General features: G+C 70.6%; 8 protein-coding genes and 2 tRNA genes. 4 read left to right on the top strand and 6 right to left on the bottom strand.

Going from position 1 to position 18,570, the window contains the following annotated elements; all coding sequences use genetic code 11:
- Positions 1-192 precede the first annotated feature (192 nt).
- The 4 genes from ASF28_RS17970 to ASF28_RS17955 form a co-directional block, all read right to left on the bottom strand.
- Positions 193-1,569 carry an aminotransferase class I/II-fold pyridoxal phosphate-dependent enzyme gene (locus ASF28_RS17970; RefSeq protein WP_056095769.1) on the bottom strand — a complete coding sequence of 459 codons (1,377 nt, stop codon included), beginning with the start codon at positions 1,567-1,569 and terminating at the stop codon, positions 193-195.
- Positions 1,566-8,978: a type I polyketide synthase gene (locus ASF28_RS17965; protein WP_157085640.1), complete on the bottom strand. Its 7,413-nt coding sequence runs from the start codon at positions 8,976-8,978 to the stop codon at positions 1,566-1,568. Before ASF28_RS17965 ends, ASF28_RS17970 begins: the two co-directional genes overlap by 4 nt.
- A 667-nt stretch (positions 8,979-9,645) precedes the next feature.
- Complete coding sequence (locus ASF28_RS17960; RefSeq protein WP_056095764.1) at positions 9,646-11,802, bottom strand: glycosyltransferase family 2 protein; 2,157 nt, start codon at positions 11,800-11,802, stop codon at positions 9,646-9,648.
- A 2-nt stretch (positions 11,803-11,804) separates the two neighbouring features.
- The gene (locus ASF28_RS17955; RefSeq protein ID WP_056095761.1) at positions 11,805-12,851 is read right to left on the bottom strand and encodes a hypothetical protein; all 1,047 of its coding nucleotides are present in this window, start codon (positions 12,849-12,851) and stop codon (positions 11,805-11,807) included.
- 276 nt (positions 12,852-13,127) lie between these two features.
- Here ASF28_RS17955 and ASF28_RS17950 point away from each other — a divergent pair.
- From ASF28_RS17950 to ASF28_RS17940, 3 genes are all read left to right on the top strand, one after another.
- Positions 13,128-13,202: transfer RNA gene (locus ASF28_RS17950), tRNA-Val, on the top strand.
- Between the two features lie 266 nt (positions 13,203-13,468).
- Positions 13,469-13,717, top strand: coding sequence for a hypothetical protein (locus tag ASF28_RS17945; protein WP_056095758.1), 249 nt, complete (start codon positions 13,469-13,471; stop codon positions 13,715-13,717).
- An 82-nt stretch (positions 13,718-13,799) separates the two neighbouring features.
- Complete coding sequence (locus ASF28_RS17940; RefSeq protein WP_056095755.1) at positions 13,800-14,594, top strand: ABC transporter permease; 795 nt, start codon at positions 13,800-13,802, stop codon at positions 14,592-14,594.
- Positions 14,595-14,806: 212 nt separating this feature from the next.
- Here the strand turns inward: ASF28_RS17940 and ASF28_RS17935 are convergent.
- Positions 14,807-14,883 (bottom strand) — tRNA-His (locus tag ASF28_RS17935).
- 174 nt (positions 14,884-15,057) lie between these two features.
- Here ASF28_RS17935 and ASF28_RS17930 point away from each other — a divergent pair.
- Positions 15,058-16,872: a chloride channel protein gene (locus ASF28_RS17930; protein ID WP_056095752.1), complete on the top strand. Its 1,815-nt coding sequence runs from the start codon at positions 15,058-15,060 to the stop codon at positions 16,870-16,872.
- A gap of 16 nt (positions 16,873-16,888) precedes the next feature.
- Here the strand turns inward: ASF28_RS17930 and ASF28_RS17925 are convergent, their stop codons facing one another.
- Positions 16,889-18,226: an MFS family transporter gene (locus ASF28_RS17925; RefSeq protein WP_443189747.1), complete on the bottom strand. Its 1,338-nt coding sequence runs from the start codon at positions 18,224-18,226 to the stop codon at positions 16,889-16,891.
- Between the last annotated feature and the right edge of the window lie 344 nt (positions 18,227-18,570).

The following is an 18,570-nucleotide window of genomic DNA, read 5'->3' as shown; positions in this document are numbered from 1 at the left end:
CCCTCGTCTACGTCTCCAACGCCCCCTTCACCGAGGTCCAGAAGGTGCTCTCGGTCTTCTCAACCGTCACCGCACCCGTCGCCGCAGGCGCGTCGATCTACGCCGTCGGCCGGTAGAACGGGGACCGGGATCGCCAACGAAAAACGGGCCCTCGCGGGCCCGTTTCCATGTCTGCGGAGGAGCCTGTGCGGCCTACGGCTTGCCGCGCTTCGACATGAGCTGCTCGATGAGCGAGCCGCCCTTCTCGATCTCGTGCAGTTCCTCGGCCACCGCGTCCACGGTCTCGCGGATCTGCTCGGGCGTGTGCTCGGAGGTGATGAAGAAGCGCAGGCGCGAGGCCCGCTCGGGCACGGCCGGGTGGATGATCGGCTGCACGTTGATGCCGCGCTTGAACAGGCGGTCCGACAGGGTCACGGATTTCAGCGAGTCGCCGACGATGACGGGAATCACCGCGAGGCCGAGGCTCGTGCCGGTGTCGAGGCCGTGCTTCTTGGCGCAGGCGAGGAACAGGTTGCCGTTCTGGCGCAGGCGCTCCACCCGGTGGGGCTCGGCATGCATGATCGCCAGGGCCGCCTCGGCGGCGGCGGCCAGCGGCGGGGACAGGCCGACGCTGTAGATGAAGCCGCCGGCCGTGCACTTCAGGTACTCGATGAGCGCCGCCGGGCCGGCGATGTAGCCGCCGCAGGTCGACAGCGTCTTCGACAGGGTCCCCATCCAGATGTCGACCCCGTGCGGGTCGACGTCGCAATGCTCGGCGAGGCCGATGCCGGTGCGGCCGAGCACCCCGAGGCCGTGGGCGTCGTCGACCATGAGCCAGGCGTCGTAGCGCTGCTTCAGGGCGACGAGGGCGGCGAGGTCCGGCGCGTCGCCGTCCATGCTGTAGAGGCCCTCGACCACGATGAGGGCCCGGCGGTGCTCGTGGCGGGTGGCGCCGAGCAGGGTCTCGAGGGCGTCGAGATCGTTGTGGGCGAAGGAGCGGCGCTGCGCCCCCGAGAGCTGCGCCCCGGTGACGATGCTGTTGTGGCTGAGGGAATCGTGGAAGATCACGTCGCCCGGCTCCATCAGGGCGCCGAGGGTGGTGACGTTGGTGGCGTGCCCGCTCACCATCACCACGCAGGCCTCCGTGTCGTAATGGTCGGCCAGGGCCTTCTCCAGGGAGAGATGGCCCGGGCGCTCACCCGCCACGATGCGGCTCGCCGAGGCCGAGGTCCCGAAATCCTCGATGGCCTTGGCGGCGGCGGCGTTCACGTCCGGGTGCCCGTTGAGGCCGAGGTAGTCGTAGGACGAGAAGTTGATGAAGCTCTTGCCGGCGATGCGGGTGTTGGCGCCGGCCCGGGTCTCGTGGACCCGGAAGAACGGGTTGCCCAGCCCGATGAGGTCGGCGGCCGAGCGCTGCAGGCGCAGCTCGCGGTAGCCCGGCAGGGTCTCGAAGTTCTGCACCGACGGGTCGCCGGCCGGGCGCGCGGGTGCGCGCGCCGGGGCCGGCCGGTTGGCGTTGCGGCCGAGGCGGTTGGTGACGAATCCTGCGAGCGCCGCGCGCCCGCCGTCCGGTCTCGCGGGCTTGGTCACGGCAGGATTTCCTTGATGACGAGGCTGTTCTCTTCGACCAGCGCGTGGAACGGTTCGAGGGTCCTGACATCCACGCCCTCGCTGGCGTGGCGCTGGGCGAGGCTCATCACGGCGGCCGCCGCCTCGTCCACGGGGGCCGAGATCGACTGGATCAGGGTCTCGGTGAGCTCGTTGACCGTGAGCCCCGACGAGATGCCGGAGGGCGGCGCCTCCAGGGCGAAGCGCTCCTGCAGGCTGGCCCCGAGCTCGACGCCCATGAGCGAATCGAGGCCGATCTCCGAGAGGTGGCGGACGCGGCTGATGTCGTCCTTCGGCAGGCGCAGGATGCGGGCGATGTCCTCGACGATGGCGTCGGCCACGGTCTTGCGCACCGTGTCGATGTCCTGGGTCTTGAGCAGCGTCCCGATGTTGATGGCCGCCACCGTGCCGGCTTCCATCTGCTGGTCCGAGCCGAGGTCGGCGTAGCTCGGGCTCTTCATGGTGGCGAGGCGCTCGCGGGCCTTGCCCCAGTGCATGGAGGCGATGGCGACGACGGCGTCGTCGGTGCTGCTGCCCTGGCCCTCCAGGGCATCGGCCATGAGGTCGAGGCAGTGGCGGGCGTCCATGGGCGTGACGCCGACGCGGCCGGCCAGGGTCTCCATGACGGCGCGGTTGCGGGCGAGGACGCCGACATCGCCGATGGCGCCCCAGGCGACGGCGAGCGCCGGCAGGCCGAGCTTACGCCGGCGGCGGGCCAGCCCCTCCATGAAGCCGTTGGCGGCGACGTAGGAGCCCTGGCCGGGATTGCCGATGAAGGTCGTGGCCGAGGAGAACAGCACGAAGTAGTCGAGTTTTCGCGAGCGCGTCGCCGCGTCGAGGTGCTCGGCGCCGATGACCTTCGGGCGGATGACCGTGTCGAGGGCCGCCGCGTCGATGTTGGCGATGAGGCCGTCCTGCAGCACCATGGCGCCGTGGATCACGCCGGCGAGCTTTTGCCCGCCGCGCTCCACGTCCGCCAGCAGGGCATCCACCGCCTTGCGGCTGGTGATATCGCAGGCCTTGGCCTGGACGTCGATGCCGCGGGCCGTCAGCTCGGCCACGACGGCCTTGGCCTCGTCGCCCTCGGCGCCCTTGCGGCCGACGAGGACGATGCGCCTGGCGCCCCGGTCGGCGAGCCAGCGCGCGGCCTCCAGTCCGAAGCCGCCGAGGCCGCCGGTGACGAGGTGGACGCCGTCCGGCGCGATGGCGAAGGTCGAGCTCTGCGCCATCATCACGCTGCCGGCCTTCGGCGGCGCGATGACGATCTTACCGACGTGTCCCGATTGCTGCATGAGCCGGAACGCGTCCGAGACCTCGTCGGAGGTGAAGGGCTGGTACGGGAGCGGCTTTAGGCCGCCCTCGTTGAACAGGGCCATGACCTCGCGGAACAGGCGCGCCCCGTCCTCGCCCTGGTGCTGCAGCACCTGATCGAGATCGACGCCGAAATAGGACAGGTTCCGGCGGAACGGGCGCAGGCCGATATGGGTGTTGGCGACGTAGTCGCGCTTGCCCAGTTCGATGAAGCGGCCGAACGGCTTGAGGCAGTTGAGGCTGCGCTCCATCGCCTCGCCGAACAGGCTGTTCAGGACCACGCCGACGCCGTCGCCGGTGATGCGGCGGACATCGTCGACGAAGGCGAGCGAGCGCGAGTCGAGGACGTGCTCGGCGCCGAGGGCCTTGACCAGGGCGCGCTTCTCGCGCGACCCGGCCGTGGCGATGACGCGGGCGCCCTTGAGCTTGGCGATCTGCAGGGCGGCGAGGCCGACACCGCCGGCGCCGCCATGGACGAGGACCCACTCGCCGCGGCGCAGGCGGGCGCAGCTCACGAGGCCGTAATAGGCCGTGAGGAAGGCGACGGGCACGGTGGCGGCGGCCTGCGCATCGAGGCCGGGGGGGCTCGGCGCCACCACGAGCTCGGGCACGACGATGTGGGTCGAGAAGCCCGACTGCGCGAAGGCGACGACGCGATCACCGACCTTGAAGGCGCTGACCCCCTTGCCGATGGACAGGACGCGGCCGGCGACTTCGAGGCCCAGGCGCGGACCGGCGAAGCCGTCCTCCAGGATCTCCTCGGGCAGCATCGACAGGGCCCAGAGCACGTCGCGAAAATTGAGGCCGGTGGCCTCGACGGCGATCTCGACCTCGCCGCGTCCGGGGACGCGGCGCTCGGCCGGGCCCCAGGCCATCTCGTTGAGGCCGCCGGTGTTGCTGCGCTCCAGGCGGGCGGCGGGGGCCGGCACCGCGTCGGCGGCGGGCCGCCGCGCGGCTTGGCCCGGCGAGAACCGGATGACCCGGGTCTGGTCGGGATCGAGGATGATCTCGGTTTCGGCGGTGCCCGACAGGATGAGGTCGCGCAGGCGCTCGGCGGCGAGCTTGGTGGTGAGGGTGTCGGTCAGGTCGATGCGGCGCACGTCGAGGTTGGCGACCTCGTTGGCGAGGGTCCGGGTGAAGGCCCAGACGCCGGCCTCGACGGAGCCGTTGGCGTCGCCGTCGTCGCGGGTGGCGCCGGGGCAGACCACCCAGAGCCGGGTCTGGCGGCTGCCGAGGTGCTCGACGCAGCGCTTCAGGCTGAGGCAGCGGTCGCGCAGGCGGTCCGCGGCCGGACCCTCGGTGTTGAAGGCCCCGGCCAGGAACACCACCGTGTCGGGGGTTTCGCGCTCGAGCTCGAGCAGGGACTGCTCGGAATCGAGGATGATCGAGACGTGGACGCCGCCCGCGACCAGCAGGGTCGCGAGGGACGACGCGGTCTCGGCCGCGTAGGCATCGTGCGAGCCGATGACGAACGCAAAAGTCTGTCCGGCGGCGGGCCGGGCCCGCACGGGCGCCTCGGCGATGAACAGGAGGTCGTCGCCGTTGTCGGAGACCGCGCGATCGACGGCGACCCGGACGAGGCCGGTGTCGCTGAGGGACCGCTGCCAGCCGGTGATGTCGTCGAGCCGCCCCATGGGCATGTCGCCGGTGACGTCGAACCAGTCGGGCGTCAGGCCGAAGACGAGGTCGCGGAACAGGGAGGCGCCGGGCTCGACGGCGATGAGGAAGCCGCCGGTGGCCAGGGCATCGGCCACCTGCTGCAGGATTCCGGGCTCGGCGCGGTGGAGCACGTCGCTGGCGAGGATCGCGTCGAAGCCGCCGGGGGTGAGCTCGGCCGCGTCCTCGATGACGGTGACGCCGCGGGGCAGGGCGAGACGGGCGCGCTCGGCCAGGCGCCGGTCGGCCTCGAACACCGAGAGCTGCGCCTCGATGCCGTCGGCGAAGGCGGCGGCCTGGGCCGACAGGGGGCCGAAGCCGACCTGGAGCACCCGCAGGGCGCGGTCGCGGGGGAGTGCGGCGCTGCCCGACTCGACGATCCGGGCGATGACGTCGGCCGAGGCGCGGGCCGTGGCGCTGCGCAGGGTGAAGGCGTCCAGCGCGTTCTGCGACAGGGTCGGGGCGTGGACGAGGTCGCCGGCGAGCAGGCGACCGACCACGGCGCCGATATCGGCGGTGAGCACGAGCTCGGCCGAGAGGTCGGGGTGATCGGCGGCGATCCAGCGCATGATCTCGTCGGGCGCCGGCAGGGTCACGTCCTTGCGCAGGGTCCAGCGCTCGCCGTCGAGGGTGGCGAGGCCGCTACTCTCCAGGGCCAGGAGGGCGTTCAGGAGCCAGGGCCGCATGGCCTCGGGCACGCGCTCGTCGATGGCGACGGTGCCGGAGCGCTGCAGGCCCTCCGCCAGACGGTAGGCCATGGAGGTGGCCCAGCCTTCCAGCAGCAGGTGGCCGGGGGCGAGGGGGGCCTCGGCGGCGGCGAAGGCCGCCTTGGCCTGGGGCCGGACGGCATCGGCGATGCGCTGGCGGCGATCGAGGGGGATCGCCGTGGGTTCGGTGGCGAGCTCGGCCCGCTGGGCGATGGCGTAGGCAGCCAGCTCGTTGGCGTTCTTGGTGCGCAGGGCCTGGAACCGGCCCTCGCGCAGGGTGGCGATGACCTCGCCCTCTTCATCCACCAGGGTGAAGTCGGCCAGGATGCTGCGCTCGTTGGCGCGGCGGGTCCGGATCATCGCCCGGGCGATGACGGCGCCGGGTCGGACGAGGCGGATCTCGCCGAAGCGCACGGGGACGTAGGCCTTGGTCGAGCCCTCGCCCATGAGACCGGCGAACAGCAGGATCAGGCCGTGGAAGCACGAGTCGAGGCGCGCCGGCACGAGGCCGAAGCGCGCGTCGGCCTCGGCCGGGACGAGGTCGGAGACGATGGTGGTCTCGTCGATGCGCGCCGACAGGGCGACCTGACGGAAGCTCGGGCCGAAGCCGAGGCCGGAGGCGGCGGCGATGCGGTAGAGGGCCTCGCCGTCCACCGCCTGCTCGCCCGGCTCGGGGATGTCCTGGCGCGCGGGCGGCTGGAAGGTGCCGTCCACGATCTTGGCCGCGGCGTGGAGCTGCCAGGCGGCCTGGGTCAGGCGCGGCCGGCTCAGGATCTGGATGCCGTTGCCGGAGCCCGAGACCCGGACCATGACCTCGCGCAGGGATTCCTCGCCGAACACCATCGGCGACTGGATCTCGAACTCGGCGAGCACGACGGTGTCGCTGCGCATGACCTCGCGGGCGACGCCGAGCGCCATCTCGATGAAGGCCGCGCCCGGCAGGATCGCTTGCCCGTCAATGCGGTGATCGTCGAGTTCCGGCACCGTGGCGATGTCGACGTGGCCATGCCATTCAAGGCCGTCCACGGTGACGCGCGCGCCGTAGAGGGGGTGATAGGTGCGCGGCGTTGTGGCGCCGACGCCCTCGGAGGTCTCGGCCAGGCGGAAGGAGCGGCGCTGCCAGGGATAGAGCGGCAGGGACACGTCGCCCTTCGGGTTCTGGCCGAACACCGTGGTCTCGTCGACGGCCGCGCCCTGGACGAGGGCGGCGGCCACGGTGCGGGCGATGGGATCGCCACCGGCCTGCTTGCGGTGGAGGACGCCGATGGTGGCGTTCTCGATGCCGAGGGGCTCGATGGCGTCGCCGATATGCGACAGCAGGGTGGCGCGGGGACCGACCTCGACGAAGACGCGGGCACCCTGGCGGGTGGCTTCCTGCACGGCCTGGGCGAAGCGCACGGGCTCGCGGATGTTGCGCCACCAGTAGCTGGCGCCGAATTCCGAACCGGACAGCACCGTGCCAGTCACGGTGGAGACCATGGCGGTGGTGGCGGCATGGGGCTTGAGGCCGGCGAGGTCGCGCAGGAGCGGCTTCTCGGTCGGGTTCATGAGCCGGCCGTGGAACGGGTATTCGAGGTCGAGCTTGCGCCCGCGCCGACGCTTGCGCGCGAGCGCCTTCATGGCGGCGTCGATGTCCTTCACCGGACCCGCGACCGTGATGGCCTTGGGGCTGTTGTAGGCGGCGATGTCGAGGGTCGGGTAGTCCTGCAGAAACAGCTCGATCTCGTCGGCGGGTGCCAGCAGCACCGCCATGGTGCCGAGGCCGCGCGTCGATTCCTGGTGCTGGCTGCGGAAGAAGATGACCTTCACGGCCTGCTCGAGGCTGAGGATGCCGGCAGCTTCCGCCGCCGCGATCTCGCCGACGCTGTGGCCGAGCACGTATTTCGGGTGGAGGCCACGGGCCCGCAGGGCCGTGGTCGAGGCGCTGGAGATGGCGAAGATCAGGGGCTGGGAGACGCGGGTGAGGACGAGGCGCTCGTCGAGGTCCTCGGCGAACAGGGCCTCCTTGAGGGACCAGTCCGAAAGCTTGAGGAACAGGGTGTCGATACGATCGAAGGCGGCGCGGAAGACCGCGTTCTCCTCGTAGGCCTCGCGGCCCATGCCGGCCCATTGGCTGCCGTTGCCCGAATAGACGAAGGCGACCTCGGCCGACCGGTCGATGGCGGTGCCGATGAGGGCGGCGTCGGTGTCCTCGGCCTCGCCGACGGCGCGCAGGGCCATCGGCAGGTCGGCGTCGAGGGATATCGCCAGGCGCGACGACAGGCGCTCGCGGCGATGGGCGGCGGCGGCGGCGATGCGGGCGATCTCGGCCGGCTTGGCGCCGTCGAAGCGCTCGGCGTAGTCGAGGGCGAGTTCGTTGAGGGCGGCGCGGCTCTGGGCCGACAGCAGCAGGATCTCGGGCGCACGGGTGGTCTCGGCCTTGGCGGCGACGCGGGCGCCGTCGGTGAGGACGATGTGCGCGTTGGTGCCGCCGAAACCGAAGGAGTTGACGCCGGCGAAGCGCTCGGCGCTGCCGCGCGGAATGGCCAGCGGCTTGTTCAGCACCGACAGGTTGAGGTCGGTGAAGGGAATGTCGGGGTTGAGCTCGGCGGCGTGCAGGGAGGCCGGCACGAAATCGTGTTCCAGGGCGAGGCTCGCCTTGAGCAGGCCGGCGAGGCCGGAGACCGGCTCGGTGTGGCCGATGTTGCTCTTGATGGAGCCGATGGGCAGGGGCTCGCGGCGGGGTTTTCCGAGCTTGCCGCCGATGGCGCCGGCCTCGATGGGGTCGCCCACGGGGGTGCCGGTGCCGTGCGCCTCGACGAACACGACCTTGTCGAGGTCGATCTCGGCGTCGCGGTAGACCTGCTCCAGGAGCGCCCCTTGCGCGTAGCCCGAGGGGAGCGAGATACCGGTGGTGCGGCCGTCGGAATTGACGCCGCTCGCCGCGATGACGCCCCGCACGGTGTTGCCGTCGCGGGCCGCGGCTTTGGCCGATTGCAGCACGAGGACGACGCCGCCCTCGGAGCGGACGTAGCCGTCGGCCTGGGCCGAGAACGCGCTGCACAGGCCGCGCCGCGACAGCATCTGCGCGTTGGAGAAGCAGATGAAGTTGAACGGGCTCGCCAGCAGGTTGACGCCGGCCACGACGGCGGTGTCGATCCGGCCGCTGGCGATGGCGGCCACCGCCGAATCCAGGGCGACGAGGGAGGACGAGCACGCCGTGTCGACGGTGAAGCTCGGGCCCTTCAGGTCGTAGATGTAGGAGATGCGGTTCGACAGGATCGAGAGGGTGTTGCCGGTGGCGGCGTAGGCGTCACCCGAGGCGGTGTCGAGGATGCGCAGGTTGCCGTAATCGAGGGACGACGCGCCGACGAACACGCCGATCTGGGTGCCGGCCACGGCCGAGGGACGCAGGCCGGCATCCTCCAGGGCTTCCCAGGTGAGTTCGAGCAGCAGGCGCTGCTGCGGGTCCATCTGCTCGGCCTCGCGGGGCGAGATGCCGAACACGCCCGGATCGAACGACCAGATCTCGTCGAGGATGCCCGCCGACCAGGTGTAGCTCTTGCCGCGCTCCTGGGCGCGGGGATGCCCGAACCGGCTCAGGGACCAGCGATCTTCCGGAATCTGGCCGACCGCGCAGCGGGCTTCCGTCAGGAGCTGCCACAGACCCTCGACGTTCGAGGCACCCGGGAGGCGGCAGGCACGACCGATGATCGCGATGTCTGTACGTTGAGTCACGTTCGATTCGCACACGCTCTTGAACGGGGAACGAGACCGGCCCCGGGAAGGGGCCGGGCAATCCGCCCGACCCTTAGTATGGCACCACGACGGTGTCCAACACACGGGGGAGGGGGCGGGCGAGGCTCGCGCAAGGACTGACGATCCCGCTGCGCGTCTTCATCGAGGAACGGCCCGGTTCCGGTCGGGAACGGCCGCGGGGACCGGATACGAAACCGGCCCCGGAACAGATCAGGCGTCGCGAACGACCGAGGGCGGACGCGACCGGGACGGCACGGCGGCCGCGTCTTGGGACATCGACTTGGAATCCGGACTCGACTTGCGAAAAGATGCCATGTGCTTCCCGGTGGCCCTCGTGGATCGGATCGGGGGCAGACCCCGTCGCCCACGACCCGCGGGCGGCGCCGCTTCCACGGCCTCGGGCCGGTTTATCATCCCGACTTTAAGCAATTCCAAGGCAGGCCTGTCACGTCCAAGACACACAGGGCGCGGGATCGTCGTCGGCCTGCAGGGCGTGACCGGACCGAATGCGTCGAAGTGTCACCGCACTGCAACATCAACTCTCACGGGCACGCGGCCGCGGGTCCCGATCGGCCGGAGCCGCGTCGCGTGATCCCTTCCTGCAACGAACCGGTCTCCACCGCGTCGGAGAGCGGGCCGGGGCGGATCACAGGCGAAAATGTGCCGACCCGCGCGCGAGATTGGGATTGTAGTACGGGTCGGCCCGGAGCTGGGGCTCCCAGCGGGCCTGCATCACCCGGGTCTCGGCCTCGAACCGGGCCCGCTTCTCCGGCGTATCCTCGGGGCCGCGGCTCTTCGACTCGTGGTGGACGAGGCGGGCATGCGGCGTCCAGACGTTGCGGTAGCCGGCCCCGCGCAGGCGCAGGCACAGGTCGACGTCGTTGAAGGCGACGGCGAGGTGCTCGGCATCGAACCCGCCGACCTCCGCGAAGACATCGGCCTGCACGGCGAGGCACGCCCCGGTGATGGCGGAGACCTCCTGCGTCAGCACCATCCGGGCGAAGTAGCCCGGCTCGGCGCCCGGCAGGCCGAGGTGGCTGTGGCCCGCGACCCCGCCGATGCCGAGGACGATGCCGCCGTGCTGGAGGGTTCCGTCGGGATAGAGCAGCTTGGCGCCCACCGCCCCGACGCCGGGGTCGAGGACGATGGAGACCATCTCGGTGAGCCAGCCGGGCTCGACGATCTCGACGTCGTTGTTGAGGAACAGCAGCACCGCGCCCGTGGCGGCGGCCGCCCCCCGGTTCGACAGATCCGAGAAATTGAACGGTCCCGGCACGGGCAGGACCCGCAGGCGCCTCTCCCCGGCATACCGCGCGAACAGGGCACGGGTGGCGGCCTCGCGGCTGTCGTTGTCCACCACGACGACCTCGAGGTCCGGGTAGTCCGTCGCGGCGAACAGGCCATCGAGGACCGTCCCCAGGAGTTCGGCCCGGTCGCGGGTCGGTATGATGACGGAGACGCGCGGGGCCGGATCGGGCAGGGGCCGCACGAGGCGGTTGAAACCCAGCGGTCCCCGTTCGGCCCGGGCGCCGAAAGCCGCCGCCACCTCCGCGAGGGCGCGCAGGCGCGCGGCTTCGGCCTGCGCCAGCGCCCGGTCGGAGAAGGTGCCGGAGCCCCCGGCGGCACGCCAGTGATAGAGCACCTTCGGGATGTGGCGCACGCGCTCCGGCGCGAGGCCGCGGGTGAGGCGCAGGAGCAGGTCGTGGTCCTGGCTGCCCTCGAAGCCGGGGCGCAGGCCGCCGAGGGCCCGCAAGTCGGCCGTCCGCACCACCGTGAGGTGGTTGATGTAGTTCTGCCCGTACAGGAGTTCGCGGTCGAAGCCCGACTTGAAGTGGGGCTCGAAGCGGCGCCCGCGCCCGTCGATCTTGTCCTCGTCGCTGTAGATCAGGACGAGGCCGGGATCGGCGCGCACGGTGGTGCCGACGTGGAACAGGGCGGTCTCGGAGAGGACGTCGTCATGGTCGAGGAAGGCGACGTAGCCCCCCCGCGCCATGGCGAGGGCATCGTTGGTGGCCCGCGCGATATGGCCATTGACGGCGCGCCGCATCACCCGGATGCGCGGGTCCGCCGCCGCATGGGCCGCGAGACGCCCAGCCACGGCGGGGTCGGTGGAGGCGTCGTCGACGACGCAGAGTTCCCAGTGCGGAGAGAGCTGCGCCCGGACCGAGCGCAGGGCCGCCTCCAGTACCGCCGGGGCGGGGTCGTGGACCGGCATCAGGATCGAGATGAGGGGCGGGTCCGGCCACGCGGCGGCCTCGGCGCGCAGGCGGGCCCGTTCGGCGCCGTCGAGGGTGTCGAAACGCCGGATCCAGGCGGGATACCCGGTGCCCCGGCGATGGCCGAGCGCAGCCGTGAGCAGGCCGCGCCCGCGCACCTTCAGGCCGAGGCAGCGCCAGTACACGGCGCGGGCGGTCGAAGTCGGGTGCCGCAGGGCCGCGCGGGCCGTGAGGGCGAGGCGGCCGCGCCGGCGGATCGAGAACTCCGCGAGGGCGAAGGGCCGGCCCGGCGCCAGGGGCGAGAGGACCAGGGCGCTGACGCCCTCGGGCAGGCGCCCGGTCCAGGCGAACCCGTCGCCGCCCAACGCCTCTTCCGACAGGACCGCGCCCTGCCGGTCCGCGCAGAGCTGGGTGATCAGGAGGCGGGCGATCCCGCCGCTGCCCGTGTCCGAGAACCGGATCGTCACCCAGGCGCCGCCGAGGCCAGCCCCGGTGAGATCGAGGCGCAGGGCGCTCCCCTCGGCGGCGAAGGCCCGCGTGCCGCCGGGCAGGCGGGCCGACGGCGTCGCGACCGTGTCCTGCGCCATGCTCAGACGGTCCAGCCCTTGGCGACGGCATCGCGCACGGCGTCCGCCATGGCGACGTCGAACACCAGCATGTCCTGGGCCACCCGCAGGCCGCGCAGGCGCGCGGCGAGGGCCAGGACCGTCTCGGAAATCGGCTCGGGCTCGGGCACGACGGCCTCGATCCCGAGGCGGTCGAACAGGGTGGTGGCGAAGGCCTCGTAGAAGTCGCGGTGGCCGACGACGCCGACGCGGGCCAGGATCTCGATGGCGACGATGGAATTGCCGGGGGTCATGCGGTCGTCGGGCAGCTTGGTGCCGAACTGGCGGGCCAGGGGATTGTAGAGCAGGCGGTAGGCCGGCTCCGGCATCATCCGGAAGAAGCGCTTGAGGCTCTTCGGGTCGTCGTAATCGTAGTCGCCGGCGAAATCCGCCGCTTCGGCGAGGCGGCCGAGGCGCCAGGCCTGCCCGGGGTCGGCGGCCACGGCGGTGCGGGCCTTCAGCCAGAGCAGGCGGGTCGCCATCTCGGTGTAGGGGTCGTGGACCAGGGCCGTCGTGAGGAAGCCCTCGCTCGCAAAGAATCCCTCGTAGCGCGGCACGACGATGGCGCCGGACAGGAAGGACGAGGCCAGCCACGGGCTCTCGAACAGCACCCGCAGCACCTCGTCGGACAGGCGCCCGATGCCGAGGTAGCTCTGCTGGAACCGGTCGAACAGGGCCGAGGGGATGCGGGTCTCCGGCACGATGCTGGTGTCGACGAGCAGCACCTTGCCCGTCCGGATCCCGTCCTGGCGGATGCGCCGGTAAATGAGAACGTTGGTGTCGGTGTCGTAGACCTCGACCCGCCGCGCCTCCGCGAGCCCCGGCACCTCCTCCGGGGTCAGCCGGAAGACGCATTGCCCGGTGGAGTGCCAGCCGTTGGCCCGGATGCCGTCATCCGTGATGGTGGCCGGCACTTCGGCGACCCGGCGCCCCTCCACGGAGACGAAGACGCGACTGATCGCCAGGGGGTTGTCCGGGACCACCCAGCATCGGATCTCATCGCCCAGGTCGTGATCGACGTAGAACCGCATTCCTCACCGTTGCTCGCGTGCCCGGCCCCCCGGGGATTTCGGGCCCCGAGGATCTTTGCTCCCCAAGGATCTCTGCTCCCCGAGGATTCAGGCCCCCAGGGATTGAGGCCCCGACGGGAGACCGCCCCCTGGGCTGCCGGCCCCGGCCCTTAGCCTACTTTCCGGATCGGCGCAGAAAAATGGATCGCGCCGCGCGATGCGAAGCCGCCTTTGCGCTTGCGCACCCCAAAACCAGAAGCTATAGCCCCCCTCACCGGCGGGGAACGCCGCCGGTGAGGGCGCTTAGCTCAGCGGTAGAGCACTACCTTGACATGGTAGGGGTCACAGGTTCGAACCCTGTAGTGCCCACCATCAACTCCGACGAGCGCGGATCGCTTGGACGGGTTCATGGCTTCCTCAATCAGGTCTCACGGGTTCGGCGAACCCATGGCGGGATCGTTCGGACATCGTTCTGACTCCCTTGAGCCCACGCGCGCATCGCGACCTCGGTCGATGCTGTCGCGTCGCCGTCGAGGCCTCGAAATCTCCAGAATTGAAAAGCATCCGGGCGTCCGGCCGTCGATCGTCGTGGTCGCGCAGAAACGGGTGTGCGGCGGTCCCCGGGTGTGAGGTCCGGGATGGAGACGCGAACCCGGGCCGACTGCGATGCCGCCTGGCGACGGGACGGGGCGCGCAACGGCTGGCGGCTCCCACCCGCCGCGCCGTGGCCGCTCCAACTCGCCGTGCTGCGCCACGTCAGGGCGATGCGTCATGAGCTGCGCCTCCAGCGGGAGGCGCGACGGCTGAAGGAGAGCGGGGTGGGGCTCGGCAGACCGACGCAGCGCGACCTCTGGGTGCTCTATGCCATCGCGCGCGGCTGGTGCTGACGGTCCGGTCCCCGGCAACGCGTATTTTCGACCAGTTCTCGGCTTAATCACCCGGAAACGCCGAGGCGACCCGAGATCCCGCATGTCCGAGTTTCAAGCCAAAGACCATCCGCAGCGGAGCGACTGGGACGTCTACGTGAACGTCGTTCACGCGCTGATGCTGCGCGACATGCGGACCCGGTTCGGCGCCTCGTACTGGGGCTACTTCGTCGTCGTCATGTGGCCGGTCGCCCACATCTTTCTGATCGTCGCGATCATGGCGTTCCGGGGCATGCCGTCCCCTCTGGGGGACAGCATCGTCCTGTTCATTTCCACCGGGGCGGTCCCGGCCCTGGTGTTTCAATATACGTCCCGCGAGGCGATGAAGGCGATCGTCTCCAGCAAGCCCCTGACGTATTATCCCCAAGTCAAGCTCTTCGATCTCATCGTCGCACGATTCATCGTGGAAACCGTCAAGGGCTTCACGGGACTCATCGTCATCTTCTTCATTCTGATCTGTGTCGGCGTCGACCCGATCCCGGATACGCCGATCATGGCCATCGGAGGTTATTGCGCCGCGCTGCTCCTGGGCCTCGGCGTCGGCGCCATCAACGTCGGAATTCTGTCGTTCTTTCCCGGATGGCAGATCGGCTACATCCTCGTCACGATCTCTTTCTACCTGACCTCCGGCGTGTATTTTCTACCGCACTTTTTCGGACCCGAAATCTATTCCATCATGAAGTGGAATCCGATGGTTCAGATCATCGAATGGGTCCGGCTCGGATACTATCCGTCGCTCGGCGTGGAGGTCGACTATCTCTACGTGCTCGGTGTGGGGTTCGGGTCCCTGACCATCGGACTGATCATGGAGCGGACGCTGGTCCGCCGCCTGTCGTAAGGGCCGGCCGGGCCGGTCGGCGATGGACCGGGCGCCCCATGCGGGTCCGCCCGGCCGCCAAGGCACCGGCGCGAACGCCGTCCGCATGTCCGATCCCACCGGTGATCGGGACAGCGTCCCGAGCGGAAGCGGCCCATCCCGACAGGGACCGGCTGGAACGGAAAAAGGGGCTGGCGCAGCGCCAACCCCTTCCGGACCCTCAAGAAAATTGATGGTACCACCGCCCCGGCTCGAACGGGGGACCCCCAGATCCACAATCTGGTGCTCTAACCAACTGAGCTACGGCGGCACTGAGGGGGCTGTATCGCGAGCCGGAGCGCTTTTCAAGCGCCGGCTGCGCATCGGAGCCGGGAGAATGTGCGGACGGGCCGGCGGCGGACGCGCGGGAAACGGATCGACGCCCCGGAACGGCCCCCCTAAACCGAACCGGTCCGCCTGCCCGCTTTCCTCACGACCGGCCCCGATGAACGCGCCCCGCCCCCTCCTCACCCGCGTGTTCGCCCAGGCTCCGGCGCGGGCCCGCGCCCTGGTGCGCGGCGGCGAGATCGGCCTCGTCGCCCTGGCGGGCCTCGCCGGCTGCGGCGCGGGCGTCCTGGTGGCGGCCATGGCCTGGGTGACGCAGGCCCTGCGCGAAGGGCTCTACGGCCTGCCACACGGCGCCCGCCTCAGCGCCAGCCACGACCTGCCGGCCCTCACCCTGCTCCTCGCCCCGGCGGCGGGCGGCGTGCTGCTGGGCGTCCTCGCCCTCGCCCGGCGGCGTGGACGGCGCCCGCAGGCGGTCATCGACCCCATCGAGGCCAACGCCCTGCACGGGGGACGGATGTCCGTGCGCGGCTCGGGACTCGTCGCCCTCCAGAACGTGATCTCGAACGGGTGCGGCGCCTCCGTCGGTCTCGAGGCCGGCTACACCCAGCTCTGCGCCGGCCTCGCCTCGCGCCTGGGACTGTCGTTCGAGCTGCGGCGGAGCGACCAGCGCACCTTGGTGGGCTGCGGGGCCGCCGCCGCCATCGCGGCCGCCTTCGGGGCGCCGCTCACGGGGGCGTTCTACGCCTTCGAGCTCATCATCGGCACGTATTCCATCGCCACCCTGACGCCCGTGGTGGTGGCGGCGCTGTGCGGCAGCGTCGTCGCCCGTGCCCTGATGAACCAGCCCGCCCTCGTCACCGTCGAGGGCCTCGACGCCCTCACGACCACGGCGATCACCGGGGCCGACACCCTGCCGGTGCTCGGCCTCGGCCTCATCTGCGCCGGCCTCGGCATCCTCATCATGCGCGGCGTCACCCTGGTGGAGGCCGGAATCCGCGCGAGCCGGCTGCCCGCCCCGGTGGCCCCCGCCCTCGGCGGCCTGTGCGTCGGCGCCCTGGCGCTGGCGACCTCGCCGCAGGTGCTCTCGGGCGGCCACGGGGCGCTGCACCTCCATCTCGACAACCCCGGGACCGGCATGGGACTCGGGGCCCTCGCCCTGCTGTTCGCCGCCAAGGCGACGGCCTCGGCCATCTCCATCGGTTCGGGGTTTCGCGGCGGGCTGTTCTTCGCCTCCCTGTTCCTCGGGGCGCTGGCCGGCGAGGTCTTTTCGGGGTCGATGCCGGGGCTCACCGCGTTCGCGCCCACCCCGCTCGCCTACGCGGTGATCGGCATGAGTGCGCTCGCCGTCTCCGTCATCGGCGGACCGCTGACCATGACCTTCCTGGCCCTGGAGCTCACGGGAAGCTTTCCCATCACCGGCCTCGTCCTCGCCGCGGTGATCGCCTCCTCGCTCACCGTGCGGAAGACCTTCGGCTACTCCTTCGCCACCTGGCGCTTCCACCTGCGCGGCGAGAGCATCCGCAGCGCCCACGATGTCGGCTGGATCCGGACCCTCACCGTGGAGACCCTGATGCGGCGCGAGGTGGCCACGGTGCCCCTCGACACCGGCCTCGACGCGTTCCTCGCCGGCCATCCCCTCGGATCGCCGTCGCGGATCGTGGTGGTGGACGGGGCGGGGCGCTACGCCGGCATCGTCCGCGTGCCCGAAGCCCACGCCGCCGCCCGCGCCGCGGAGGGCGCCGCGCCCAGCCTCGCCGGCCTCCTGCGCCACGCGGGCGACGTCCTGACGCCGGGGATGAACGCCAAGGCGGCGGCCGCCGCCTTCGACCGCACGGAGGGCGAGGCGCTGGCCGTCGTCGACGGCCTCGACACCCGCCGGGTGGTGGGCCTCCTGACGGAGAGCCACACCCTCAAGCGCTATGCCGAGGAACTCGACCGGCAGCGTCGGGCGATGCTGGGCGAGACGGCCTGACCCGTCGCCCCACGGATCAGGCGTGGACGACGCGCGCCTTCGCCCCCAGCGCCTCCTCGACGGTGCCGTCGCCGTCGAGATAGCCGTGGCGCTTGGGGTTCGGCATGATCAGCGAGGCGACGAAGGCGATGCCCAGCATCACGGTGACGTACCAGAAGAACGTGCTCTCCGAGCCGATCTGCTTCAGGTAGAGGGCCACGGCCTCGGCGGTGCCGCCGAACAGGGAGTTGGCAACCGCGTAGGACAGGCCGACGCCCAGCGCCCGCACCTGGGTCGGGAACAGCTCCGCCTTCACGATGCCGGAGATGCCCGTGTAGAAGCTGATCACGGTCAGGCCGATCATGATGAGGCCGAAGGACAGGATCGGGTTGGTGGTGCTGCCGATGGTGGTCATGAGCGGGACCACCATGAGGGTGCCCAGCCCGCTGTAGAGCAGCATGTTGGCCTTGCGGCCGATCTTGTCCGACAGCCAGCCGAAGAACGGCTGGATGATCATGTAGACCAGCAGCGCCGCCGTGGAGATCTGCGAGGCGGTGATCTTGTCGATATGCGCCGTGTTGAACAGGTACTTCGGCATGTAGGTGGTGAAGGTGTAGAAGCTCAAAGAGCCGCCGGCCGTGTAGGCCAGCACCACGCAGAACGCGCGCCAGTGCTTGAACAGGGCCGCGAAGGTGCCGGATTCCTTGGAGTTCATGTCCGCCTGGGTGGCGGTCTCGGTGAGCGACGAGCGCAGGTACAGGGCGACCACGGCGGCGAGCGCCCCGATCACGAACGGGATGCGCCAGCCCCAGGCGGTGAGCTGCTGGGCCGTAAGGAAGCCCTGCAGGACGATGAGCACCAGGGAGGCGAGGAGCTGGCCGCCGATGAGGGTGACGTACTGGAACGAGGCGAAGAACCCGCGCCGGCCCTTGATGGCGATCTCGCTCATGTAGGTGGCGCTGGTGCCGTACTCGCCGCCCACCGACAGGCCCTGGATCATCCGGGCGAGGAGCAGCAGGGCCGGGGCGAGGTGGCCGACGCTGGCATAGGTCGGCAGCACGGCGATCATGAGCGAGCCGGCGCACATCATCAGCACCGAGATCATCATCGATTTCTTGCGGCCGAGCCGGTCGGCGAGACGCCCGAACAGCCAGCCGCCGATGGGCCGCATGAAGAAGCCCACCGCGAAGACGGCCGCCGATTTCAGGAGCTGGCTCGTGTCGTCGCCCTCGGGGAAGAACACCGGCGCGAAGTACAGGGCGAAGAAGGCGTAGCAGTAGAAGTCGAACCACTCGACGAGGTTGCCCGACGACGACGCGACGATGGCCTTGATCCGTCGGCGATTGTCCGCCGCCTCGTCGAGCCTCGGCGACATGACTCCAGCACTGTCCGACATGCGCGTCCCCCTGTTTTGTTTGGGATGTTGTTGGATTGGCTCATTATTTTTTGAGCATGGCCCCGCCCGGGGCACGCTTTGCGGCGACGTTAAGCATCGGCGAAAAATTCACAAGGGCTCCGGCGGACCGGCCGCTCCATGAGCGCCCACATCGCGGCCGTGGCGGATATGCGCTCAAGCTTTCGTTGGATCAGGCGAGCGCGAACGGAAGGTCTCGCACCCGTCGGACCGAAGAAATTCGGAACGGTTTCTCGGGCGTCCTCGTTGCGGCTGCGCATCGGCGCCGGACGGCGCCGTCGATCAACGGGTCGGGAAACGGAACA

The sequence above is a fragment of the Methylobacterium sp. Leaf99 genome (genome assembly GCF_001422375.1).
In the GTDB taxonomy this organism is placed as follows: Bacteria; Pseudomonadota; Alphaproteobacteria; order Rhizobiales; family Beijerinckiaceae; genus Methylobacterium.
The sequence above is the reverse complement of the archived record's forward strand: the minus strand, read 5'-3'. Positions and strand labels throughout refer to the sequence as shown.